The organism is Limnohabitans lacus (assembly GCF_030053395.1).
Lineage (GTDB): Bacteria > Pseudomonadota > Gammaproteobacteria > Burkholderiales > Burkholderiaceae_C > Limnohabitans_A > Limnohabitans_A lacus.
On record NZ_JASGBH010000004.1, the window covers coordinates 219,883 to 241,232 of the forward strand.

25 protein-coding genes and 2 tRNA genes are annotated in these 21,350 nt (G+C 56.0%); 6 read left to right on the plus strand and 21 right to left on the minus strand.

Translation table 11 applies throughout. The features are described from left to right. Nucleotides 1-28: 28 nt before the first annotated feature. Nucleotides 29-1,885 (minus strand): dihydroxy-acid dehydratase, encoded by a 1,857-nt coding sequence (ilvD, locus tag QLQ16_RS07585; RefSeq protein WP_283224085.1) that lies wholly within the window; start codon nt 1,883-1,885, stop codon nt 29-31. Nucleotides 1,886-2,115: 230 nt separating this feature from the next. Between ilvD and QLQ16_RS07590 the strand changes: the two genes are divergently transcribed. Then, nucleotides 2,116-2,421 carry a c-type cytochrome gene (locus QLQ16_RS07590; protein ID WP_283224086.1) on the plus strand — a complete coding sequence of 102 codons (306 nt, stop codon included), beginning with the start codon at nt 2,116-2,118 and terminating at the stop codon, nt 2,419-2,421. Nucleotides 2,422-2,484: 63 nt separating this feature from the next. On the opposite strand, the gene QLQ16_RS07595 is transcribed toward QLQ16_RS07590, so the two are convergent. Then, nucleotides 2,485-2,892 (minus strand): GlcG/HbpS family heme-binding protein, encoded by a 408-nt coding sequence (locus QLQ16_RS07595; protein WP_283224087.1) that lies wholly within the window; start codon nt 2,890-2,892, stop codon nt 2,485-2,487. 179 nt (nt 2,893-3,071) lie between these two features. On the opposite strand from QLQ16_RS07595, the gene QLQ16_RS07600 reads away from it, so the two are divergent. Beyond that, entirely contained in the window at nt 3,072-3,764 is a 693-nt protein-coding gene (locus QLQ16_RS07600) for a Bax inhibitor-1/YccA family protein (protein WP_283224088.1), read from the plus strand. A gap of 63 nt (nt 3,765-3,827) precedes the next feature. Here the strand turns inward: QLQ16_RS07600 and rlmD are convergent, their stop codons facing one another. From rlmD to surE, 5 genes are read right to left on the minus strand one after another with little or no spacing between them, the layout of a single operon-like run. Further along, nucleotides 3,828-5,255 carry a 23S rRNA (uracil(1939)-C(5))-methyltransferase RlmD gene (gene rlmD / locus QLQ16_RS07605; protein ID WP_283224089.1) on the minus strand — a complete coding sequence of 476 codons (1,428 nt, stop codon included), beginning with the start codon at nt 5,253-5,255 and terminating at the stop codon, nt 3,828-3,830. 32 nt (nt 5,256-5,287) lie between these two features. Beyond that, nucleotides 5,288-6,085, minus strand: coding sequence for a 3'-5' exonuclease (locus QLQ16_RS07610; RefSeq protein WP_283224090.1), 798 nt, complete (start codon nt 6,083-6,085; stop codon nt 5,288-5,290). A 9-nt stretch (nt 6,086-6,094) separates the two neighbouring features. Further along, entirely contained in the window at nt 6,095-6,925 is an 831-nt protein-coding gene (locus tag QLQ16_RS07615; RefSeq protein WP_283224091.1) for a peptidoglycan DD-metalloendopeptidase family protein, read from the minus strand. A 12-nt stretch (nt 6,926-6,937) separates the two neighbouring features. Further along, nucleotides 6,938-7,741, minus strand: a complete 804-nt coding sequence (locus QLQ16_RS07620) for a protein-L-isoaspartate(D-aspartate) O-methyltransferase (RefSeq protein ID WP_283224092.1) — start codon at nt 7,739-7,741, stop codon at nt 6,938-6,940. After that, complete coding sequence (gene surE / locus QLQ16_RS07625; protein WP_283224093.1) at nt 7,738-8,508, minus strand: 5'/3'-nucleotidase SurE; 771 nt, start codon at nt 8,506-8,508, stop codon at nt 7,738-7,740. The genes QLQ16_RS07620 and surE overlap by 4 nt, the downstream gene beginning before the upstream one ends. A 153-nt stretch (nt 8,509-8,661) precedes the next feature. Between surE and QLQ16_RS07630 the strand changes: the two genes are divergently transcribed. Next, on the plus strand, nt 8,662-9,636 hold the full coding sequence (locus QLQ16_RS07630) for an NADPH:quinone oxidoreductase family protein (RefSeq protein WP_283224094.1): 975 nt from the start codon (nt 8,662-8,664) through the stop codon (nt 9,634-9,636). Between the two features lie 167 nt (nt 9,637-9,803). Here QLQ16_RS07630 and QLQ16_RS07635 read toward each other — a convergent pair whose 3' ends face one another. Continuing rightward, nucleotides 9,804-10,079 (minus strand): helix-turn-helix domain-containing protein, encoded by a 276-nt coding sequence (locus QLQ16_RS07635; RefSeq protein WP_283224095.1) that lies wholly within the window; start codon nt 10,077-10,079, stop codon nt 9,804-9,806. 113 nt (nt 10,080-10,192) lie between these two features. Between QLQ16_RS07635 and QLQ16_RS07640 the strand changes: the two genes are divergently transcribed. The 3 genes from QLQ16_RS07640 to QLQ16_RS07650 are packed head-to-tail and all read left to right on the plus strand — an operon-like array spanning nt 10,193 to nt 11,373. Continuing rightward, nucleotides 10,193-10,669, plus strand: coding sequence for a hypothetical protein (locus tag QLQ16_RS07640; RefSeq protein ID WP_283224096.1), 477 nt, complete (start codon nt 10,193-10,195; stop codon nt 10,667-10,669). Between the two features lie 12 nt (nt 10,670-10,681). Then, a complete protein-coding gene (locus tag QLQ16_RS07645; RefSeq protein WP_283224097.1) occupies nt 10,682-10,894 on the plus strand; it encodes a hypothetical protein in 213 nt (70 codons plus the stop codon). Between the two features lie 59 nt (nt 10,895-10,953). Beyond that, nucleotides 10,954-11,373 carry a hypothetical protein gene (locus tag QLQ16_RS07650; protein WP_283224098.1) on the plus strand — a complete coding sequence of 140 codons (420 nt, stop codon included), beginning with the start codon at nt 10,954-10,956 and terminating at the stop codon, nt 11,371-11,373. A gap of 31 nt (nt 11,374-11,404) precedes the next feature. On the opposite strand, the gene QLQ16_RS07655 is transcribed toward QLQ16_RS07650, so the two are convergent. The 13 genes from QLQ16_RS07655 to pgsA form a co-directional block, all read right to left on the minus strand. Further along, on the minus strand, nt 11,405-12,190 hold the full coding sequence (locus QLQ16_RS07655; protein WP_283224099.1) for a hypothetical protein: 786 nt from the start codon (nt 12,188-12,190) through the stop codon (nt 11,405-11,407). A gap of 373 nt (nt 12,191-12,563) precedes the next feature. Continuing rightward, nucleotides 12,564-13,313 (minus strand): type IV secretion system DNA-binding domain-containing protein, encoded by a 750-nt coding sequence (locus tag QLQ16_RS07660; RefSeq protein WP_283224100.1) that lies wholly within the window; start codon nt 13,311-13,313, stop codon nt 12,564-12,566. Continuing rightward, nucleotides 13,314-13,583 (minus strand): hypothetical protein, encoded by a 270-nt coding sequence (locus QLQ16_RS07665; RefSeq protein WP_283224101.1) that lies wholly within the window; start codon nt 13,581-13,583, stop codon nt 13,314-13,316. It lies immediately after the preceding gene. A 22-nt stretch (nt 13,584-13,605) separates the two neighbouring features. Further along, nucleotides 13,606-13,890, minus strand: a complete 285-nt coding sequence (locus QLQ16_RS07670) for a hypothetical protein (RefSeq protein ID WP_283224102.1) — start codon at nt 13,888-13,890, stop codon at nt 13,606-13,608. A 480-nt stretch (nt 13,891-14,370) separates the two neighbouring features. Continuing rightward, nucleotides 14,371-14,760, minus strand: coding sequence for an H-NS family nucleoid-associated regulatory protein (locus tag QLQ16_RS07675; RefSeq protein ID WP_283224103.1), 390 nt, complete (start codon nt 14,758-14,760; stop codon nt 14,371-14,373). 21 nt (nt 14,761-14,781) lie between these two features. Continuing rightward, nucleotides 14,782-15,843, minus strand: a complete 1,062-nt coding sequence (locus QLQ16_RS07680) for a tyrosine-type recombinase/integrase (protein ID WP_283224104.1) — start codon at nt 15,841-15,843, stop codon at nt 14,782-14,784. Nucleotides 15,844-15,916: 73 nt separating this feature from the next. Further along, nucleotides 15,917-15,992, minus strand: a tRNA-His gene (locus tag QLQ16_RS07685). A gap of 27 nt (nt 15,993-16,019) precedes the next feature. Beyond that, nucleotides 16,020-17,951: a SurA N-terminal domain-containing protein gene (locus tag QLQ16_RS07690; protein WP_283224105.1), complete on the minus strand. Its 1,932-nt coding sequence runs from the start codon at nt 17,949-17,951 to the stop codon at nt 16,020-16,022. A 62-nt stretch (nt 17,952-18,013) separates the two neighbouring features. Beyond that, a tRNA-Val gene (locus tag QLQ16_RS07695) sits at nt 18,014-18,089 on the minus strand. A gap of 17 nt (nt 18,090-18,106) precedes the next feature. Then, nucleotides 18,107-18,379, minus strand: coding sequence for an HU family DNA-binding protein (locus tag QLQ16_RS07700; RefSeq protein ID WP_108322810.1), 273 nt, complete (start codon nt 18,377-18,379; stop codon nt 18,107-18,109). A gap of 284 nt (nt 18,380-18,663) precedes the next feature. Further along, nucleotides 18,664-19,755 carry a tartrate dehydrogenase gene (locus tag QLQ16_RS07705; RefSeq protein WP_283224106.1) on the minus strand — a complete coding sequence of 364 codons (1,092 nt, stop codon included), beginning with the start codon at nt 19,753-19,755 and terminating at the stop codon, nt 18,664-18,666. 83 nt (nt 19,756-19,838) lie between these two features. Further along, nucleotides 19,839-20,747: a DMT family transporter gene (locus tag QLQ16_RS07710; RefSeq protein WP_283224107.1), complete on the minus strand. Its 909-nt coding sequence runs from the start codon at nt 20,745-20,747 to the stop codon at nt 19,839-19,841. Then, nucleotides 20,744-21,313, minus strand: a complete 570-nt coding sequence (gene pgsA, locus QLQ16_RS07715; protein WP_283224108.1) for a CDP-diacylglycerol--glycerol-3-phosphate 3-phosphatidyltransferase — start codon at nt 21,311-21,313, stop codon at nt 20,744-20,746. Before pgsA ends, QLQ16_RS07710 begins: the two co-directional genes overlap by 4 nt. Nucleotides 21,314-21,350 lie beyond the last annotated feature (37 nt).

Here is a 21,350-nt window from a genome sequence, read left to right on the forward strand (position 1 = left end):
GCAGCTACCGTGCGCCAACCCTGACAGATCAGCCCAGCAGCGACAAATCGCGCACCGCGCCTTTGTCGGCCGAGGTGGCCAGCATGGCGTAGGCCTTGAGCGCGGCCGACACCTTGCGTGGGCGGGGCAGCGCAGGCTTCCAGCCCAGTTGGTCTTGCTCGGCGCGGCGCTTGGCCAGCTCCTCGTCGCTCACCAGCACGTTGATCGAACGGTTGGGGATGTCGATGCGGATGCGGTCGCCATTGCGCACCAAACCGATGGTGCCGCCAGCAGCCGCTTCGGGCGAGCAGTGGCCGATCGACAGGCCCGATGTGCCGCCCGAGAAGCGGCCATCGGTCAGCAAGGCGCAGGCTTTGCCCAGGCCCTTGGACTTGATGTAGCTGGTGGGGTACAACATTTCCTGCATGCCGGGGCCGCCTTTGGGGCCTTCGTAGCGCACGACCACGATGTCGCCCGCCTTGACTTTGTCGCTCAGGATGTTGTCGACGGCTTCGTCTTGGCTCTCGACCACGTGGGCCGGGCCTTCAAACACCAGCAAGCTGTCGTCCACGCCCGCGGTCTTGACCACGCAGCCGTCCAAGGCGATGTTGCCGCGCAAAACGGCCAGGCCGCCTTCTTTGTTGAAAGCATGGTCGATCGAGCGGATGCAGCCTTCAGCACGGTCGGTGTCCAGGCTCGGCCAGCGGGTGTTTTGGCTGAACGCCACTTGCGTGGGGATGCCAGCGGGTCCGGCCATGTAAAAAGTTTTCACCGCATCCGAGGGGTTGCGCTTGATGTCCCATTGGTCCAAGACCTCTTTCATGGTCTTGCCCAGCACGGTGCCCACGTCGGTGTGCAGGCGACCTGCGCGGTCCAACTCACCCAAGATGCCCATGATGCCGCCTGCGCGGTGGACGTCTTCGATGTGGTACTTGTTGGTGTTGGGCGCGACTTTGCACAGCTGGGGCACGATTTTCGACATGCGGTCGATGTCGGCCATGGTGAACTCGATCTCGGCTTCCTGGGCAATCGCCAAGATGTGCAAGATGGTGTTGGTGGAGCCGCCCATGGCGATGTCCAGGGCAATCGCGTTTTCAAACGCTTTGAAGCCCATGGACCGTGGCAACACCGATGCGTCCTCTTGTTCGTAGTAGCGCTTGCACAAATCCACAATCGTGCGGCCCGCTTGCTTGAACAAGGCTTCACGGTCGGCGTGCGTGGCCAACACGGTGCCGTTGCCGGGCAAGGCCAAGCCCAAAGCCTCAGCCAGGCAGTTCATCGAGTTGGCGGTGAACATGCCCGAGCATGAACCGCAGGTGGGGCAAGCCGAACGCTCGACTTCGGCCAAGTCGGCGTCGCTCACCTTGTCGTCAGCGGCCATGACCATGGCATCGATCAGGTCGAGCTTCTTGAATTCCATGACTTGCGTCTGAGGGTTGGCCAAGCGGACTTTGCCCGCTTCCATGGGGCCACCGGACACAAAAATGACCGGAATGTTCAGGCGCATGGCGGCCATCAACATGCCGGGGGTGATCTTGTCGCAGTTGGAGATGCACACAATCGCGTCCGCGCAGTGGGCGTTGACCATGTACTCGACCGAGTCGGCAATGATGTCACGGCTGGGCAGCGAATACAGCATGCCGTCGTGGCCCATGGCGATGCCGTCGTCCACGGCGATCGTGTTGAATTCTTTGGCCACGCCACCGGCGGCTTCGATCTCACGGGCGACCAGCTGGCCCAGGTCCTTCAGGTGCACGTGGCCGGGCACGAACTGGGTGAACGAGTTGGCAATCGCGATGATCGGCTTGCTGAAATCATCGTCCTTCATGCCCGTGGCACGCCACAGAGAACGGGCACCCGCCATGTTGCGGCCGGCGGTGGAGGTCTTGGAACGGTAAGCGGGCATCAGGGGCTCCAGTCGAGGAAGATGTCAAAAAAATTTGCTCAATTATCGCCCAGCGCTGGGCCCATTCAGGGCTGTGAGCCATCACCCCAGTCACCTGGACGTCATGCACGCTGAGTGTCAGCGACGATACACTTGACCCCAAAGACCTGCTGACGGCCTGAAAATTCATGTGCGTGTCAGCTGTTCCCGGTCCAATCTGTTCATCTTTTTTTAAACCACAGGAAATTGACATGAAAAAAATCATTTTTGCTTTGGCCATGACTGCTGCTGCAGCCGCCCCCGCGCTGGCTGACCAGGCTTTGGCCACCTCCAAGAACTGCATGGCTTGCCATGCAGTGGACAAGAAAATTGTGGGCCCCGCTTACAAAGATGTGGCCGCCAAATACAAAGGCGACAAAGCCGCCGTCGACAAACTGGCCACCAAGATCATGAAGGGCGGCTCTGGCGTCTGGGGAGCAATCCCCATGCCCGCCAACCCACAAGTCAACGATGCAGAAGCCAAGAAATTGGCCGCTTGGATCCTGAGCGCCAAGTGATCAGCGCCTGACCCATGAAAAAAGCCCGCAATTGCGGGCTTTTTTCATTTCGACGGTCGGTGATCAAAGGCCGATGGCCGCGATACCCGCTTTGGCAATCTGGGCGTCTTCATTGGACTTGACGCCGCTCACACCGACTGCGCCCAAGCATGCGCCGTCTTTCAGGATCGGCACACCGCCTTCGAGCATGCCTTCGACGGTCGGCGCCGACAGGAAGGAATAACGGCCGCCGTTGATAACGTCTTCGTAAACCTTGCTCTCGCGCTGACCCAAAGCGGCGGTGTGGGCTTTGGCGGGTGCAATGTGCGAAGAAATGGGGGGCGCACCGTTCAGGCGCTGAAAGTGCAGCAAATGGCCGCCAGCGTCCACGATGGCAATGCTCACGGCCCAATTGTTTTTCTGGGCTTCAGCTTGGGCGGCTGCAGCAATGGCTTGCACATCGGACAGTTCGAGAACGGATTGGGTTTTCATGACTTTTTGGCTGAAAAATAAAAGCGCAAGCATACACGGGCACAGCACGCCGGATTGCACACTTCTGGGCAAAAGTGATTCACCCGGATAACCCCGTTCTGGTACGGCCATTGAGCCACTAAGCCATGCCCGTCCTACAATGACAACCGGTCTTTTAAAGACTTGAACAGGAGAACCTCATGAGCGATATCCGTACCTTGAACACCACCGATTGGGGCCACGACAGCGCCGCCAACCGCAACCGCGTTCTGCGCAACACTTACTGGCTGCTGGCCTTGAGCCTCTTGCCCACCGTTTTGGGCGCTTGGCTGGGCGTGGCCACCGGCATCACCGCATCGCTGTCTGGCGGTGTGGGCCTGATCGTCTTTTTGGCAGGGGCTTTTGGCTTCATGTTCGCCATTGAGAAAACCAAAAACTCAGCCGCTGGGGTGCCCGTCTTGCTGGGTTTCACCTTCTTCATGGGCCTGATGCTCTCGCGCATGATCGCCATGGTGCTGGGTTTCAAAAACGGCTCCGATCTCATCATGACCGCCTTTGCCGGCACCGCTGGCGTGTTCTTCGTGATGGCCAGCCTGGCCAGCACCATCAAACGTGACCTGTCGGGCATGAGCAAATGGCTGATGGTTGGCGCCTTGGCCATCATGATCGGCGGCATCATCAACGTGTTCGTCGGCTCCAGCGTGGGCATGATGGTGATCTCGGTCATGGCGATTGGCATCTTCAGCGCCTACATGCTGTACGACCTCAAGCAGATCATCGACGGCGGCGAGACCAACTACATCAGCGCCACACTGGCCTTGTACATGGACATCTTCAACGTGTTCCAGAGCCTGCTGGCCCTGCTCGGCATCATGGGTGGCGAGCGCGACTGAACTTGACCTTCCCAGCAAAAAGGCTCCATCGGGAGCCTTTTTTCATGGGTGCTGGGCACGGCATCAAGCCAGTTCAAACACCGCCATGCTCTCCACGTGCGCCGTGTGGGCGAACATGTTGATCACGCCTGCGCTCACGCAGCGGTAACCGGCGCGGTGTACCAGCAAACCGGCGTCGCGGGCCAAGGTGGCGGGGTTGCAGCTGACATACACGATGCGCTGGGGCGGGGTCCAGCCTTGGCGCAGTTCATGGTTTTCGTGCAGCTCGGCCAGCGCTTTGGCCAAAGCAAAAGCACCTTCACGCGGGGGGTCAACCAGCCATTTGTCGGCCGTGCCATCGGCCACCAGCATCGCGGGCGTCATCTCAAACAGGTTGCGGGCCACAAAGCTCGTGGGCGCCAAGGCCTGGCCCTCTGGACGATCGGCCTGGTTGCGGGCGTAGTTGTCGCGCGAGCGGGCCACCAAAGTCTCAGCCCCTTCAATGCCCAGCACCTCGGCCGCCTGCGTGGCAATGGGCAGTGTGAAGTTGCCCAGGCCACAGAACCAGTCGATCACGCGCTCGGTTTTTTGCGCATTCAAAAGGCGCAAAGAACGGGCCACCAAAACCCGGTTGATGAAGGGGTTGACCTGCGTGAAGTCGGTCGGGCGAAACGGCATGGTGATGCCAAAGTCGGGCAAGCCATAGCTCAGCTGCGGGCCACCGGTGTCCAGCAAATGCACCGTGTCCGGGCCCTTGGGTTGCAGCCACCACTGCACCTGGTGTTTTTCACCAAAGGCGCGCAGCTTGTCTTTGTCGCTGTCGCTCAAAGGCTCCAGGTGGCGCAAGACCATGGCGGTGACTTCGTCACCACAAGCCAGCTCGATCTGCGGCAAGGTCTCGCGTGCCTCCATCTGGGCAATCAGCGCACGCAGGGGCATCAGCATGGCGCTGACGTGCGGCGGCAAAATGCGGCAGACCTTCATGTCGGCGATGTAGCGGCTCTTGCGTTCGTGAAAACCAATCAGGACTTCGCCCTTCTTGATCACGTAGCGCACCGACATGCGGGCGCGGTAACGGTAGCCCCAGGTGGGCCCTTCGATGGGCCGCAGCATGGTGTCAGCTTTGACTTTGCCCAAGTGCCAGAGGTTGTCTTCGAGCACACGCTGCTTGATGGCCACCTGAGCGGAGGCTTCCAGGTGCTGCATCTTGCAGCCGCCGCAAGCGCCGGCGTGCAGCCCAAAATGCGGGCAGCCGGGCGTCACGCGCTGGGAAGACTCCGAGTGGATCTGGGTGACGGTGCCCTGCTCCCAGTTGTTCTTTTTGCGACCGACCTGGACAGAAACGACCTCAAAAGGCAAGGCGCCTTCGATGAACACCACTTTGCCGTCGGGGCGGCGGGCGATGCCTTGGGCATCCATGTCGAGTGAACCGACGCGCAACCAGCCTTCGGGCAAGTCGTCGCTGTTGGGGGCTTCGTGTTGGGGAATGGAGAGTTCTTGTTTTTCGCTCATGCCCCGATTGTCTCATTGGGGCAGGCGCAAATTCAGCCCCAGGCGAGCAGGTATTCCTGCCAATGCGGCTCTTGCCCGGCCAAGGCGGCCACATTGTCTTTGACGAACTGGATTTCCTGCGTGTACTCGGCCTCAGTCAAGCCGCCACGCATCTTTTGAAAGCGGCAATACAGCAAGTAGGTGTTCATCACATCGGTTTCGCAATACCGTCGCACCTCTTCGGTCTGGCCCGCCAAAAATTGCTCGTACACCTGTGAGCCGTCCATCCCCAGCTTGCCGGGGAATCCGCACAGCTTGGCCATGGCGTCCATGGGGGCGTTGTTGCGCGGGGTGTACTTGGCCAGCAGGTCCATCAAGTCCAGATGGCGCATGTGGTAGCGCGAGATGTAGTTGTTCCACTTGAACTCACGGTCGCTGCCGTGGGTGCCTTCGCCCAAGTCCCAGTATTTGTCGGCCACCACGCCATGCTGCAAGCTGCGGTAATGCAGCACGGGCAAGTCAAAGCCGCTGCCGTTCCAGCTCACCAGCTGTGGCTCGTGCTTTTCAATGGCGTTGAAAAAGGTCTGGATGATGCGGCCTTCGCTTTGGCCGTCGCGGTCCACAAAGGAGTGCACGCGCAAGCCCTCTGCATTGCGAAAGACGCAGCTGATGGCCAGCACCTTTTGCAGGTACAGCGGCATGAAATCGCTTTGCCCTTGGGCTGCGCGTTCGGCTTTCCACTGGGCATGCACCTGGGCGTCGGTCAACTCAGGCGCAGCGGTGTTCAATCGCCGCCAGCCGGCCATGTCGGGGATGGTCTCGATGTCAAAGACCAGGACAGGCCAAGCCATGCAGGGCTTTCAGCGGGCAGGCAAAAACTTGGCCGGATCAACCGGCTTGCCCTGACGGCGCACCTCAAAATGCAGCTTCACGCGATCGCTGTCGGTGCTGCCCATCTCGGCGATTTTCTCGCCTTTGCGCACTTTTTGATCCTCCTTGACCAACAACTTCTGGTTGTGGGCATAGGCGGTCAAGAAGGTGTTGTTGTGCTTGAGGATGATCAAGTTGCCATAACCACGCAGGCCCGCACCGGCATAGACCACCTGGCCATCGGCCGAGGCCAAGACGGGGTCACCCGCTTTGCCAGCGAAGTCCAGTCCTTTGTTTTTGGCCTCGTCAAAACCACCGATCAAGGAACCGTTCGATGGCCAGATGAAGCCCAGACCTTCGTCAGCAGCTGCCGTCGCAGCCGGGGTCGTGGCGGGTTTGGCGGCAGAAACCGTCGGCGCTGAATCACCACCTGCCGTCACGGGGCGCACAACCACACCCTGTGCCTCGACCGCAGCACCTGGCGGGGCCACACGCAAAACCTGACCGGCTTCGATCAGATCCGGATTGCTCAAGTTGTTCCAGCGGGCCAAATCACGCCAGGATTGGCCGTTGTCCAAGCCAATGCGGGTCAAGGTCTCTCCGCGTTGCACCGTGTAGTAACCGGGCTTACCAGCGTTTTCTGCACCGGGCAAAACTTTGGCAGCTTCTACCGAAGCCGCCTGTGTGCTGGCCGGAGCGCGTGTGCCCGAGACGCGGTCTTCGACTGGCGCGAGCACGCGAGGACCAGAGGAGCAGCCCACCAGCAAAACGGCTGTCATGGCCACCAAAACAAAAGAGGAATGGCGAAGGATTGGATGCATGGAATCAGTCATTTAGGCGATGCCAGATTTTAGAGGCACAAAGTGAACAGCCTCGAGCACTTGGCGCTCGAAGCCCTGGGCAGTGCGCAAGATCACGACCAGCGCTTGATGGCCCGCCGGCGTGATGGTGGGGGCCACCAATCGACCACCTTCGGCCAACTGGTCCAACCAGGCTTGCGGCACCGCCTCGCCACCGGCAGCCGAGATGATGCCGGCATAGGGACCGCCTTTGGGATAACCCAACATGCCGTCGCCAAAAATCAAGTGAACATTGTGCAAGCGCAAAGGGCGCAAATTCTCTCGGGCCTTCTCGTGCAAGCCGCGCAGGCGCTCAATGCTGTAGACCTCGGTGGCCACATGGCTGAGCACCGCGGCCTGGTAACCACAACCGGTACCGATCTCCAGAATGCGCCCCAGTTTGCCGGTGGCCCCCTCTCGCATCAGCTCGATCATGCGGGCCACCACATTGGGCTTGGAGATGGTTTGTCCCAAACCGATCGGCAAACTTGTGTCTTCGTAGGCTTGGCCAGCCAAGGCGGTCTCCACAAACCGATGACGCTCCACCGTGCCCATGGCTTGCAAGACCATCGGATCTTGCAGGCCTTGAGCCGCCAACTTGCTGACCATGCGGGCCCGCACAGCGCCCGAATCCAGGCCCAGTCCCGAGCTCAAGGCGGCCGGACGGCGCACTGGCGATGCCGGGGACAAACCCACCGTTGCAGGCTTAGCGGTACCGACCGGCGACACCGGGCTGCGGGTGCTGCGGGGCGCACCCGAGCTGGGCAATTTGGCCGGGAACCCTGGTCGCTGGTTCATGACGGCTCCGTCACGTGCCAACGCTCAAACGCGCTCGACCAGACCTCAAGCGACTGGTGTTCGGTCAAATCCACCTTCAAGGGGGTCACCACCATGTGGCCCAGTTTGGCCGCATGAAAGTCCGTGCCCTCGCTGTCGTCCATGGCCGGCCCGGCGTTGCCGATCCAGTACATGGTTTGTCCGCGCGGATCGACCTGGGTGATGACCGGCTCAGCTGCATGGCGGCGCCCCAAGCGGCACAGCTTGGGCGAGCGGATTTGGTCCAAAGGCAAATTGGGGATGTTCACGTTCAAGAGCCAAGGTTGCGCTTGGAGCAAATCGCCCGACTTCATCTGAGCAACCAACTGCTTGACCTTTTGGGCCGCCGCATCGACATGCGCCCAGCCTTTTTCCATTTGCGACACCGCGATGGCGGGAATGCCAAACAAAAAGCCTTCCATGGCCGCGCCCACGGTGCCGGAATACAAGGTGTCGTCCCCCATATTGGCCCCGTTGTTGATGCCCGAGACCACGAGATCAGGCCGGTAACCGAGCAAACCCGTCAGCGCGATGTGGACGCAATCGGCCGGTGTGCCATTGACGTAGCGAAAGCCGTTGTCTGCACGGTTCACATACAAGGGGGTGTGCAAAGTCAGCGCATTCGACTTGGCGCTGTTGTTGTGCTCTGGCGCGACCACTTCCACCTCGGCGATGGTTTTGAGCGCTTCGTAAAGCGCCACAATCCCCTCGGCGCGAAAGCCATCGTCGTTCGAGATCAAAATTTTCATGTGGGGTTCCCGTCTCCCTTGGATTGTAGAGGGCAGCCAGCCTTCTGACGTGACAAACAGCACTGAAATACTGGTCGCTCGGGGGACATAAATTCACCTGCGCCATGCCTAACATGACCCTTCATCTAGAACACGCTCATCAGGAGATATGGAATGCACGCATGGCTTTGCGAAAACCCCACAGGCGTTGACGCGCTGACCTGGAAAGAACTGCCCACCCCCACCCCTGCGGCGGGCCAGGTTTTGCTGAAAATTCAGGCCGCCAGCTTGAACTTCCCAGACCTGTTGATCGTTCAAAACAAATACCAGATGAAGCCTGAGTTGCCCTTTGTGCCGGGCTCTGAATACGCCGGCGTGGTCGAAGCCGTGGGCGAAGGCGTGACGCATCTGAAAGTCGGTCAAGCTGTGGCCTGCCTGTCGGGCACGGGCGGTTTTGGCACCCACACCCTGGCCGCCGCCAAGCTGTGCATGCCCTTGCCGGCAGGCTTTCCTGCAGTGGATGCCGCCGCCTTCATCATGACCTATGCCACTTCGCACCACGCCCTGGTGGACCGCGCTGCCCTCAAAGCAGGCGAAACCGTGCTGGTGTTGGGCGCTGCCGGGGGCGTGGGCACGGCGGCCATTCAGATCGCCAAGGCCATGGGCGCCAAAGTGATCGCAGCGGCATCGACCGATGAAAAATGCGCCCTGTGCCAATCCTTGGGTGCAGATGCCACCATCAACTACAGCACCGAAAACCTGCGCGACGCACTCAAAACCCTGACCGAAGGCAAAGGGCCGGATGTGATTTACGACCCCGTGGGCGGTGAATTCGCCGAACCCGCCTTCCGCTCCATCGCCTGGCGCGGCCGTTATTTGGTGGTGGGTTTCGCCGGTGGCCCCATCCCCTCCTTGCCCCTGAATTTGCCTTTGCTCAAAGGCGCTTCTTTGGTGGGTGTGTTCTGGGGCGACTTTGCACGCCGCGAGCCACAAGCCAATGCCGCCATGATGGCCGAGCTGGCCCAGTGGTATGGCCAAGGCAAGATCAAACCCGTCATCGACAGCACCATGCCCATGGCCGACCTCAAAGCCGCTTACGCCCACATGGGCTCGCGGGGCGTCAAAGGCAAACTGGTGATGGTCAACTGAAGCGATCGCACCAAGAAAAAAGCCCTTGCATTGCTGCAAGGGCTTTTTTTATTTGGGGTGGCTGATGGGGTCGGAATTCCACACAGCTAACCCTTTGTTTTTAAACACTTTTCACCCAGAAAAGGCTGAAAACAGTATGACCCCAAAGTATGACCCTTGGGCATTCGTTAAATTTTACACTGGTTTTCAAACAACGGCGGTTTAAGCAATGTCCACGGCTCCACCTCTAAGGCCACGGCGAACCGCTCGATGTTTGAAAGCGCCACATTCCACCGCGAACGCTCAACGGCTGAAACATAAGTGCGGTCAAGCCCACATTCATGGGCCAATTCTTCCTGCGACCATCCACGGGCTACCCGCAAAAATCGCATGTTGTAGGCCAGCACTGCCCGCAAGTTTTCGGGGTCTGGAAATTTTTCTGGTGGTTTTGGTTTCGCTGACATAGCCGAAGAATCGGCTTGTGTAGCGTTTTCATCTACGGAGTTTGCTTCACATTTGTTCTAGAATTGGATACCCAGCCCACAGGGGGCACGGGGATTTTTTAGGAACATGAAGCATGAAAAAACTGTCTCACTTCTTCGCTGCTGCCGCTCTGTGCGTTGGTTCGTCAGCCTTCGCCGCCGAACTGCCGACCTCTGGCACTTGCGGCTTCACCATTGGTGCGAATTTCCCATTCACTGGCCCGTTTCTTGGCAATCTGGACGCTTCCGAAGATGTGAACCACATGGGCATCATCAACTTTGGCTTGAAAAGCATCAGCATCAACGCGGTCAAGAATACGGTGCAGTCCACCACATCGACCACAAACAACGGCATCACTTCAGTCACTGCCCGCACCTACACCAACACGCAGCAAAGCGGCACCTTGTCGTTCACGAATGCCGCCAGTTCAGCCGTCTCGGGCATGCATGTCATGACGTTGAGTAATGGCGACAAAATCAACGCCATCCCTGTCAATAACGGTAAAACCGTCCTGATGCAATTCGTTATTGCTGACGATATGGGCGGACGTGTGGGTGTTTGCCAGTTCTAACAAGGGCAAACCATGAAAAAGTATTCCCTGATGGCCTTACTCGCCGTCATGCTTGCTGCATGCGGTGGAGGCGGTGGCAACACCACAGCAGACACCACACCCACAGATACAAACGCCGCCCCTGCTGCTTACACCGTGACAGATGACCCCGTAGCGGGCACTGTGGCAGAACAAGTGAGCAGCACGACCACCACAACCACGGTCGTGGCCGTTGTCGGACTTTGACCGTCAAACCCAGCCGATGTTCGCATCGGCTTTTCCATGCTTTTAACTGGAGCACATCAATGACTTTACGCACAGTGTCTGGCGAACTCAAAGAATATGGGCCGAGCACGCAAAATGCTCAAGTCGTCAGTTATTCATATCTTGAACTTGATGGGCAAATGCTCACAAAGGTTCAGATTTTCAATGGTGTGCACGGGAAGCTGCAATCATCACTTGGCGAAACAATTACGCTCTACATGGATAGGTCTTTTGTGGTCGGCATCACCTGTGCAGACGGCAAGACTTATTGTAGCGAGCGTTTTGGTTTTGGTATGTCTTTTAGTTTTTGGCTAATGCTGATAGCTGGACTTGTGTTTCTTGCTTTTGTTGTCGGCATCGTTTTTTTAATTGCTGCTTTCAAAATTTTTACAATAATTCATCGAGCGTCTCTTGGGAATAGTCTGCCTAATGCAATTCCTCTACCTCGTGCAAAGCAATAAAAGGCCGCAAAATTGCAGCCCTTTCAATTGATTACAATACCAAATCCCCACGCCTTTGGCCTTGCTTTTGTTTGTGTGATTTACTGTAATCGTCTACATAAATTTTGAAGCCCATAGCAGTCGGATTGCTTGCATCGTTTTGATATTCAGCAAGCAACAAATCAAGCGAGTGGGGCAGTTTTTTGGATGCTTCGCCAGCTTTTTGGAAAAGGGGCAGGCTTTTGGGGTTGTCCCAAAAGTTCCAGCCTTCAGCCTTTGCGTGTGCCCTGATTTGGGCCACTTCGGTGGTTTCTGCCAACCCCTCCCCCTCCAAATTTGAGGGCTGCGTAGCAGCCTTGACGGGCGCGGATGCGCCCTTTTCGGTTGTCTGGGTGGTGGGGGTCTTGTTGGTGGTTGTCTTTTTCTTCTGTTGTCTAGAATTAGAAAAAACTTCCTCATCATCCTCGCGCGTACGCGCGTTTATGTAGGATGTTTTTTCTTTTTTTTCTAATGTATCTAATGTTATGGTGTCATTTTCTGGGGCGCATAAATTCAGCTTAAAAACTTGAGGGGTGTCAGTGCCAGAAATTAGCCCCAATTTTTCAAGTTTTACAACTAACCTTTTTGCTTGTGTTTTATCTATTCCGCCATGATAAGCCGCCAAGCCTCCCCACAGGATTTTTTTGCTTTTTCCCTCGGTAAACAGGCTATTCCTTTTGATATACAAGTAAGCAACAAAAAGACTTGGGTTTTCTCCTTGAAGCTCATTTAGCTCATCCTCGTTCAGATTTACATAGAATTTTTTTGACATATTTTTTCCTTTGTTTTTGTGTGTCATACAGGTGTCAACTGGGTGACATACACCTATATAAAACGAAAAAAGAAAAAATGTCAAGTATTGAGTAGGCTATTCTTGAGTAGGCTATTTATTAGCTTATCTGTCTATTTCTGCGCTGTTTTGTTTTGTTTGCGTCTTAACCCATTTGTCTATTTCTTGATTGTGTGCCGCATTTTTTAGCGCTGTCTCTGCATTTCTCTGCGTGCTTTCTGCTTGGGCTTGCCGTCCAATTTTTAGCCCAGCCTCGACTGCTGCGGCCACCGTTGCCCCAATACTTGGGCCACTGGCTGGCCCTGCGGCTGCTGGGCTTGCTGGGCCTTTCTCCTGTGTTGTGGGCATCTGTCCGCTTGCGGACTGTTGCCCGTTCCCCACGCTATAAGCCTGCGGGCTTGTAGCGTTGCCCGTTGTGCGTTGCGTTGGCCGTGGGTGTGCTGCCCTTGTTGCTCAACAAGTCCCCCACTTTCAGCGCTTCAAAAATCAGTCCGATTTCAGGGGGTAGGGCGTGCGTTATGGAGTGCTCCACAGATTCAGGCAGTTCGCCCGCTTCCTGTTGTGCGGCTTGTGCTTGCGTGTTTGTTTGGGTTAGTTGCTCCACAGTGGCCACCGTTTTCAGTGGCTTGGCTTTACCTTGGAAACAGTCACGCCAAACCATGGGCGGGCGGCTTGGTGCTGGGGCTACAAAATGCCAAGGCAAGTTCAAAACATAGTCCCCAAGGCCCACGACAAGGGCGTTAATGTGGTCGCCGCGCTTGCCTAGTTCGGTTTGCAATTCGCTGGGGTGAACGACTAACAACTCATCCCGTTGCCAACCTGCCGAACTTGCGCCGTTGCCTTGGTGGGTGATGTTTCTGCGCTCTACTTCGCGCGTTCCGATTACTTGTTTGGCGAGTGTGTCCGCCGTCTCTCCGCCCTGCGTGCGGCCTATGATGATGGTGCCGACCATGGAAATCAGGGCCTTGGTTTCGTCGCTTCCGTAAATGTGGCGCAACTGTGCCAAGTCTTGGGCAAGCAAAACAACCCGCGCACCTTTTGAACGGCCAAAGGCCAACAGTTTGCGCCTTCTCGTCTGTGGGTCGAAGGGCACGACATTCAAACCCCAATCCACCACAACGCGGCGCGACATTCAGAACCCCATCCGTCTGGCTTCGCTTTGTTGCTCTGCGTGTAAATCAAACACCCAAGCCACCCATTTTTTTAGTTCGGCAATTGGTGCGGTTATGTTGTGCTCATCGCATAAATTTAAAAAGCCCTCCAAGCCTCCAATTTTTCTGGACAACATCGAAAATTGGCAATAATCTTGATATTGCAAACATGACAAACAGTAGTCGATATATTCGTGTTCTATTTTTTCTCGTGCTACGCTTTTTTGTTGTTCTTCTTTTACTGCGTTCATCTTGCCCCCGTTATTCTTTTTCTTACTTTCTTACTGCTTTCAATAGTCGTCCTACAATTTCCATCGAAAAATTGTGCTGCGTCATGTTGTGCTCTGTTTTTGTTGCCCAGCCAATATAAGCCACGATTTCGTTTAGTGTTGGCGAGTATTGCGGCCAGTCGTCGCCGCATTTGCAAAACTCGGAAAGGCTTAATTCTTTCACTTTTAGAAAATGCTCAAACTCCTCGAATTTGTGAGCGTGTAACGCTTTCTTAATTACTGCAACTTGCAATTGAATTTCTGTGAGTCTTATCGTGATTGCCTTCATTTCTACCCCTTCATTTTTATTTGCTATATTTATATATAAGCAAAAATGAAATCATTTGTCAATAAGCATCTCAAATATTTTTGAATCATTGAAATCACTATGATTCATGCGCGATTGCTAAGATTTCAAGCCCTGCTACGATTTCATTTTTGAAATCTTGTGAATCATTGAAATCACTATGCGGCACAAAGCAAAACACCGAACGAATCGAAGGACGCGTAAGCGGCCTAGATGCGTTCGGTGTTTGATAATTTCCTTGCTTTCGTGTTTACATGCAAATAACACAAAGTCAAGTTTTTCGATTTCTCAGGGCTTCACTTCATCGCGTTTAGAAAATTGAAAACAAAAATAAAAGGCAAGCGGGCGAGTGTGTCAATTGCAAGCAATTGTCCACCGTCTGCGCGTCAGGGGTTGGCTTGTGGTCAACGAACGCACCGAAGGCCGTCCACGCCCCCGTGGGGTGGGCGGGTTTGTTGTCCATCAAGTTGGCTTTTTAATTTGATGCTTGGCTATTGTCCCGCTCTCAATGGCTTCGCTCACCCAAGCGGGGCGCCTTCCTTTTTTGCCTGTGTATTCCCATTTGTTGCCGTCTTTTTCGTAGATTGCACCAACAACAAAGTCATACATTGATTTCTTTGACGCTGGTTGGTTTTTTCTTTTTTCTGTTGTTGTTGCAAACAAATCACCCTCTGAAATTGAAAAAGTTGCCATCAATTGCCGAATGATAAAAATAGCCTCGCCTTTTCCTTCTTTGCGTTTCTTTTCATTTTCTTCGTCAATTTCTTGTTTTCTTTTTTCGTTTTTTTCGATTTCATCAACGCTTCCAAACATTGCGCCAATTTTGCTTTGGAGTTCGTTTGTTTTGCTCATGTTGTTCCTTTGTTTACGTTTTTAATTTTGCTTTTTGCGCTTATCTCTGTTGCGTTCTTCACGCTCGGCTTTTGCTTTTTCATACCTTGCCAATTTTTGCGCCCTCTCTATGGCTTCGGGTGAATTTTTCTTGGCCTCTTCGTGAGCAAAAAACGCCGCAAAAGTCGGGTCTTGTAGTTTAAGCGCCTGGAAGTCAACTTGGCTGTGGGTGAGGTGCTCGACGGCGGTTTGCAGGTTTTTTAGGGCAATGCCGCGAACATAAGAATTACCATGCACGCCCGCCATTTCGGGGCTGGTGTGCCCGACGCTTCTTTTAACTGCGGCCACTTTGGCTTCGGTGTTGTGTAAGTCCGTTATCGCCGTGCTTCGGAAACTGTGGAACACTTTTTTATTATCCTTCAAGCCGCACATATCTACCCATTTGCCCCACTGTCGCCCCGTCATTTTTTCGGGGTCTCTGGTTCTTATATTCTTTGGTGTGCCTGGTGGGTCTTGTGGTCGGTGCGGTATCAAAAATGTCTCGCCCTTGTCCTTCAGTGCTTGGGCGTAATCCCAAAGCCCTAAGGCCAGCAGTTGCGAATGTATGGGCACAGTTCGGCGGCTTTCCAGTGTTTTACCGTCAACAATACGGAAGCACTTCACGCCGTCTACTTCCCTAAATGTAGACAGTTCTAACCGCGCAAGTTCACCCAGTCTCGCGCCGCTAAACAACGCAATAAGAGGCAGCCAATAAAAATCAGGCTTATCCATTTTCTGCGGATAGTCCGCACAAAAAAGGGCTTTAATGTCGCCGTCGTCGAACTCTGCCCACGGTGTGCGCTGTAATTTCATCTCCCCTTTGGTCGCCATTTTTTGGGTCATGGGGTTGAGTCCCAGCAAATCAGGAATTTTTTTAATGCCCATGGGGTGCGTTGCTTCAATTTCAAAATTGAACTTTAACGCCAAAACCCGCGCTAAGGCGGGTTGTTTGGTTTGCAAGCTGATTTGTTTGATGTGTCGCTTGCCTGTGGCATCACGCCACAGGACACGGACAAAGAAGACACCGTTGCGACTTTTGGCAAGCCTGGGAACTTTTAAAGCCATGTATGACCCCTAGGTATGGCCCTTAGGGTGATAAATGCTTAAAAATTCCTTTTAAATCAACGATTTAGAAGACTGGGGTGGCTGATGGGGCTCGAACCCACGACAACAGGAATCACAATCCTGGACTCTACCAACTGAGCTACAGCCACCGTAGAAACGAAATTATAACCTGAACTTCAGCGCTTTTCGGCAGCGTCCTCACGCTTGGCACCGGGTTTTTGAACCAAGATTTCGGCTTTGAGTTGTTGCTTCAAATGTGTGAGGTAAGCCTGACTTTCGGCTTGTCCCCACAACTGGCTCATTTGTTGACGGCTTTGGGCCAGTTGTTCCGGGGTCATGGCATCGCGGGGCACGATTTTGTTCACGCGGGCCACCACATAGCCTTGCGAGCCCAGATCGACACCGACCATGGCGGGCAAGCGCGCAGGGTCGGCACGCAAAGCGGCGTCGACCACGGCTTGGGGCTGGCCTTGGAGCATGTCACGAGAGACCACCACAGGCGAGCCCACTTGGGCCTGGGCTGCTTGGTCCTTCCAGGCCGCCAGTTTGGTCAAGCCTTCGGCCTTGGCCAACTCGGCCGACTTGTCCATCACAAATTGACGACGGACTTCGTCTTTGACTTCGGCAAAGGGACGCACCGCAGCAGGACGGTAGGCCACGATGCGGGCTGAAACCAAAGTGCTCGGGGCCACTTCCACGGCCGCTGTGTTGCGACGCTTGGTCACCGACTCTTCGGCAAACAAGCTTTGCAGCAATTTGGCATTGGCCAGCACACCTTGTGCGCCAGGAGTCGGTGAGCGGGTCAGGCCTTCGGCTTTTTGAACGGTCAATTTCAAACGTTCTGCTGTGGATTTGAAACTGTCGGCCTGCTCGTAAACGCTGTTGGTGAAGGTCTCGGCTTGCTCGGCAAACTGACGCTGCGCTTGTTGTTTGCGCAAGTCGGCTTCCAATTGAGGACGCATGGCTTCAAAGCTGGGGGCTTTGGGGGCCTTGATGTCGGTCAGCTCGATGATGTGAAAGCCAAATTCCGACTCCACCACATCGCTGATCTCGCCCTTTTTCAGCGCAAAGGCTGCATCTTCAAAAGCCTTGACCATGGCGCCTTTGGCAAAGAAGTCCAGGTCGCCACCCTTGGCGGCAGAGCCTGGATCTTGTGAATTTTTACGGGCCACATCGGCAAACGATTTGGGGCTCTTGCGGACCGCAGCCAGCAACTCATCGGCTTTGGCGCGGGCTTTGGTCCGATCGGCCGCAGGCGCATCTTTGGCAGCGGTGATCAAGATGTGGCTGGCACGGCGCTCTTCTTTGCCGGCCAGGCGCTGCATGTTTTGCTCGTAATAGGTCTTGAGGTCTTGCTCGGGCAAGTTGATGCTTTTTTGCAAAGCGGCGGTGTCGAGCACCAGGTATTCGATGTCCGCACTCTCAATGGATCGGAAACGCTCTGCTTGGGTTTGGTAGAACTTCTCCAGATCCGCGTCGGTCACTTGAACTTTGGCGGCGAAATCGGCAGGGCTCCACTTTTGAGATTGGATCTCACGGCGCTGCAAAAACGCATTCAAAGCAGCATCGGTTTGGCTTTGCGAAGCCAGCACCGATTGCTGCAAGCCACCGAGCACCTGCTGAGCCGACAGGTCCTGGCGGACTTTGGCTTCGAGCATTTCGGGGGTCATGCCTTGGCTGGCGGCCAGTTGGCGGTAGCGGTCCATGTCCAGCTTGCCATCGGCGCCACGCAAACCGGCAATCGAGGGGTCTTGCTGCAGGTAGCGGGCCAGGCGCTGGTCGCTGGTCACCAGCAACTGCTTGTCTGCCGCCGCTGCGATCACACGGTCATTGACCATGCGCTCCAAGGTGGCATAACGGGCCTCGGCCGAGTCCAGCAGTTTGGGGTCGATGTTGGGCACCGATGCGCGGATGCGCTCGACTTCGCGTTGATGCGCGGCATCCCATTCGCCTTGCGTGATCTTGTTGCCCGAGACTTTGGCCACCGCCGCGCCTTGATCCGAAAAGCGGCTGTAGCTGTCCATGCCGAACAAGACAAAAGAAGGAATGACCAGCAAAAACAGCAATCCCATCAAAATTTTGGAGTGATTGCGGATGGAATCAAACATGTTCGAAGTCTCGGTTTAACAATAAAAAAGGCGAACAATCTGTTCGCCTTTACTTTCAATGGTGGTGGGCGCTGACGGTCTCGAACCGCCGACCTACTCCGTGTAAAGGAGCCGCTCTACCAACTGAGCTAAGCGCCCCACCTGAAAAAGTGAAATCAGTTCAAAGCATCCTTCAGGGCTTTACCTGGACGGAACTTTGGCACCTTGGCAGACTTGATTTTAATCGCAGCGCCAGTGCGGGGGTTGCGGCCAGTGCGGGCAGCACGTTTGCCCACAGCAAAAGTACCGAAACCGACCAAAGAAACCGTACCGCCTTTTTTCAAGGTGGTACGCACAGCACCGATGGTGGCTTCCAGTGCACGGCCAGCAGCAGCCTTGGACAGGTCGGCTTGTTTCGCAATGTGTTCGATCAATTCAGTTTTGTTCACAAGAAGCCTCTTGAAGTTGCAAACCGGCAGGACCGGTGAGCGGACTGAAAAATGACCTGACAGACCGGCTGTCAGGTCGAATGTGTTCGGCAAATCTGCCTGACCTCGTTGTAACCAGTCCCCTTGGGACTGTCAATCAAGATGCCGACAAGAACCCTCGTCGCGGCGTGGATTCTAGCCGTGAAATCAGAAGCAATTTCGCACAAGCTTGATATTTTTCAGAAGTCACATTTCTTACTTGTACGCACACACGCGCTGCAACAGGCGCGGCACCAAGCGCGGCCTCACGCGCCCAGAACCTCGGCAATGGCTTTGCCCACATCGGCGGTCTTGCCAGTGCCGCCCAAGTCGGGCGTGCGTGGCGCACCACTGCCAGGGGCCAACACCTTTTCGATGGCGGCCAGCACCGCATCGTGTGCGTCCTTGTGGCCCAAGAATTCGAGCATCATTGCGCCGCACCAAATTTGGCCAATCGGGTTGGCAATGCCTTGGCCTGCAATGTCGGGGGCCGAGCCGTGCACAGGTTCAAACAGCGATGGAAATTTGCGGTCGGGGTTCAGGTTGGCGCTGGGCGCAATGCCGATCGTGCCGGTGCAGGCCGGGCCCAAGTCGCTCAAGATGTCGCCAAACAAATTGCTGGCCACCACGACATCAAAGAAGTCCGGGCGCTGCACAAAGTGCGCCGTCAAGATGTCGATGTGGAACTTGTCCACATGGATGTCCGGATACGACTTGGCCATCTCGGCCACACGCTCGTCCCAATAGGGCATGGTGATGGCGATGCCGTTGGATTTGGTGGCGCTGGTCAGGTGTTTCTTGGGGCGGGTTTGCGCCAACTCGAATGCGAACTTGAGCACGCGGTCCACGCCAATGCGGGTCATGATGCTTTCTTGCATCACGATCTCGCGCTCGGTGCCGGGGAACATGCGGCCACCCACAGCCGAATATTCACCTTCGGTGTTTTCGCGCACGATGTACATGTCAATCTCGCCAGGCTCGCGGCGGCTGCCGTCTTTGCGGACCACGGGGGCGATGATGCCGGGCATCAGGCGTGCGGGACGCAGGTTGATGTACTGGTCAAACTCGCGGCGGAACAAGAGCAGCGAGCCCCACAGCGACACGTGGTCAGCAATTTTGTCGGGCCAACCCACGGCACCAAAATAAATCGCATCGTGGCCGCCGATCTGGTCCTTCCAGTCGTCGGGCAGCATCTTGCCGTGCTTTTCGCAATAGTCCCAGCTCGAAAAATCGAAGTGGTCAAACTGCAAATCGATGCCAAATTTGCGTGCTGCCGCGTCCATCACGCGCAGGCCTTCGGGCATGACTTCCTTGCCAATACCATCGCCTGGGATAACTGCAATGCGGTGACGGGTCATGAAAACTCCTTGGTGGTCGAACAGTGAGGTTCAAAGACAGAACCCAATAGGTGCAGATTAGCCCAAAAACAAATGGGCGGCTTTCACCGACGTGACGGCCGCACCACCAGGCTGACGCCCAGTGCGGTCAAGGCCGTGCCGGCAAGGGTGGCGGTGGTGATGGTTTCACCAAACAGCAGCCAAGCCATCAAGGCCGTGCTGGGCGGCACCATGTACATCAAGCTGGTGACCGAAGCCGCCGCGCCGCGCTGGATGAGCATGTACAGCAAAGAACTGCCCCCCAAGGTCAGGCCCAGCACGGCCCAAGCCATGGCGCCAAGCGACTCGGCGTTCCACTGGATGACTTCGGGCTCGGCCAAGGCCAGTGGCAAAGTCACGGCCAAGGCCGCCATCAACTGCACCGCATTGGCCGAACGGACATCACAGGGCTGAACAAACCGCTTTTGGTACAGCGTGCCAATCGTGATGCTGAACATCGCCCCGATGGCAAAGGCCATGTTGACCGGCGTCACATGGTCCATGGCCGAACCCAAAGTGAGCTTGCGCCAGACCACCATCAGCAAACCCACAAAGCCCAGCAGCAAGCCTGCCCACTGGCGCGGCGTCACGCCAGGCTGGCCAGAACTGCGCAAACTCCAGGACAACCAAATGGCCGTGAGCACCGGCTGAAAACCGACAATCAAAGAGGACAGGCCCGAGCCCATGCCCGCCTTGACGGCGGCCCACACGCCACCCAGGTAGCCCGCGTGCATCAGCATGCCTGTGACCGCCAAGTGCAACCACTGGGCACGGTCACGCGGCCAGCTCACACGGGCCAGACCAATCCAGACAAGAAAACACACGATGGACAGTGCATAACGCACCAGCAAGAAGCTGAAAGGCGGGGCATAGGGCATGCCATAGCGGGCGACGATGAAGCCTGTGCTCCAGATGAGCACGAACACCACCGGCATGGCCTTGATCCAGGCCGAGGATGGCGCCGAAGCGCTCATTTCACCCGTGCCCGGATTTCAGGCAGGGCCTTTTGCATGTAATAAACCATGGACCAGATGGTCAGCACGGCGGCGATCAGGATCAACACCATGCCCCAATCGCGGGTGTCGATCACGCCAAACAACATGCCGTCGTAAAGCAAGAAAGGAATGGCCACCATCTGCACCGTGGTTTTGAGTTTGCCCACCATGTGCACGGCCACGCTTTTGCTGGCCCCGATTTGGGCCATCCATTCGCGCAGGGAGGAAATCGCGATCTCGCGGCCAATGATGATCAAGGCGATCAACACATGGACCCGTTGCATGTGCACCAAGACCAACAAGGCGGCGCACACCAGAAATTTATCGGCCACCGGGTCCAAGAAAGCGCCAAAGGCCGAGGCTTGGTTGAGCTTGCGGGCCAAGAAACCATCGAGCCAATCGGTGATGGCAAAGACCACGAACATGGACGTGGCGATCAGGTTTTGCGTGGCCGCCGACAAACCCGGCCAGTAATAGACCCCCACAATCAATGGAATGGCGACAATGCGCGCCCAAGTCATGATGGTTGGAATCGTGAAAAACATGGTTCTCATTGTGGCACGGGTATTTGGCATTTCTCTG

Excerpts from the sequence above, each read along its gene's own strand:
- QLQ16_RS07645 (WP_283224097.1), top strand. The coding sequence starts at position 10,682 with ATGAAAAAGTATTCCCTGATGGCCTTACTCGCCGTCATGCTTGCTGCA.
- ilvD (WP_283224085.1), bottom strand. The coding sequence starts at position 1,885 with ATGCCCGCTTACCGTTCCAAGACCTCCACCGCCGGCCGCAACATGGCG.
- QLQ16_RS07670 (WP_283224102.1), bottom strand. The coding sequence starts at position 13,890 with ATGAAGGCAATCACGATAAGACTCACAGAAATTCAATTGCAAGTTGCA.
- QLQ16_RS07675 (WP_283224103.1), bottom strand. The coding sequence starts at position 14,760 with ATGAGCAAAACAAACGAACTCCAAAGCAAAATTGGCGCAATGTTTGGA.
- QLQ16_RS07690 (WP_283224105.1), bottom strand. The coding sequence starts at position 17,951 with ATGTTTGATTCCATCCGCAATCACTCCAAAATTTTGATGGGATTGCTG.
- QLQ16_RS07610 (WP_283224090.1), bottom strand. The coding sequence starts at position 6,085 with ATGGCTTGGCCTGTCCTGGTCTTTGACATCGAGACCATCCCCGACATG.
- pgsA (WP_283224108.1), bottom strand. The coding sequence starts at position 21,313 with ATGTTTTTCACGATTCCAACCATCATGACTTGGGCGCGCATTGTCGCC.
- rlmD (WP_283224089.1), bottom strand. The coding sequence starts at position 5,255 with ATGAGCGAAAAACAAGAACTCTCCATTCCCCAACACGAAGCCCCCAAC.
- QLQ16_RS07600 (WP_283224088.1), top strand. The coding sequence starts at position 3,072 with ATGAGCGATATCCGTACCTTGAACACCACCGATTGGGGCCACGACAGC.
- QLQ16_RS07655 (WP_283224099.1), bottom strand. The coding sequence starts at position 12,190 with ATGACACACAAAAACAAAGGAAAAAATATGTCAAAAAAATTCTATGTA.
- QLQ16_RS07660 (WP_283224100.1), bottom strand. The coding sequence starts at position 13,313 with ATGTCGCGCCGCGTTGTGGTGGATTGGGGTTTGAATGTCGTGCCCTTC.
- QLQ16_RS07635 (WP_283224095.1), bottom strand. The coding sequence starts at position 10,079 with ATGTCAGCGAAACCAAAACCACCAGAAAAATTTCCAGACCCCGAAAAC.
- QLQ16_RS07630 (WP_283224094.1), top strand. The coding sequence starts at position 8,662 with ATGCACGCATGGCTTTGCGAAAACCCCACAGGCGTTGACGCGCTGACC.
- QLQ16_RS07595 (WP_283224087.1), bottom strand. The coding sequence starts at position 2,892 with ATGAAAACCCAATCCGTTCTCGAACTGTCCGATGTGCAAGCCATTGCT.
- QLQ16_RS07665 (WP_283224101.1), bottom strand. The coding sequence starts at position 13,583 with ATGAACGCAGTAAAAGAAGAACAACAAAAAAGCGTAGCACGAGAAAAA.
- QLQ16_RS07710 (WP_283224107.1), bottom strand. The coding sequence starts at position 20,747 with ATGAGCGCTTCGGCGCCATCCTCGGCCTGGATCAAGGCCATGCCGGTG.
- QLQ16_RS07680 (WP_283224104.1), bottom strand. The coding sequence starts at position 15,843 with ATGGCTTTAAAAGTTCCCAGGCTTGCCAAAAGTCGCAACGGTGTCTTC.
- QLQ16_RS07705 (WP_283224106.1), bottom strand. The coding sequence starts at position 19,755 with ATGACCCGTCACCGCATTGCAGTTATCCCAGGCGATGGTATTGGCAAG.
- surE (WP_283224093.1), bottom strand. The coding sequence starts at position 8,508 with ATGAAAATTTTGATCTCGAACGACGATGGCTTTCGCGCCGAGGGGATT.
- QLQ16_RS07590 (WP_283224086.1), top strand. The coding sequence starts at position 2,116 with ATGAAAAAAATCATTTTTGCTTTGGCCATGACTGCTGCTGCAGCCGCC.
- QLQ16_RS07620 (WP_283224092.1), bottom strand. The coding sequence starts at position 7,741 with ATGAACCAGCGACCAGGGTTCCCGGCCAAATTGCCCAGCTCGGGTGCG.
- QLQ16_RS07640 (WP_283224096.1), top strand. The coding sequence starts at position 10,193 with ATGAAAAAACTGTCTCACTTCTTCGCTGCTGCCGCTCTGTGCGTTGGT.
- QLQ16_RS07615 (WP_283224091.1), bottom strand. The coding sequence starts at position 6,925 with ATGCATCCAATCCTTCGCCATTCCTCTTTTGTTTTGGTGGCCATGACA.
- QLQ16_RS07650 (WP_283224098.1), top strand. The coding sequence starts at position 10,954 with ATGACTTTACGCACAGTGTCTGGCGAACTCAAAGAATATGGGCCGAGC.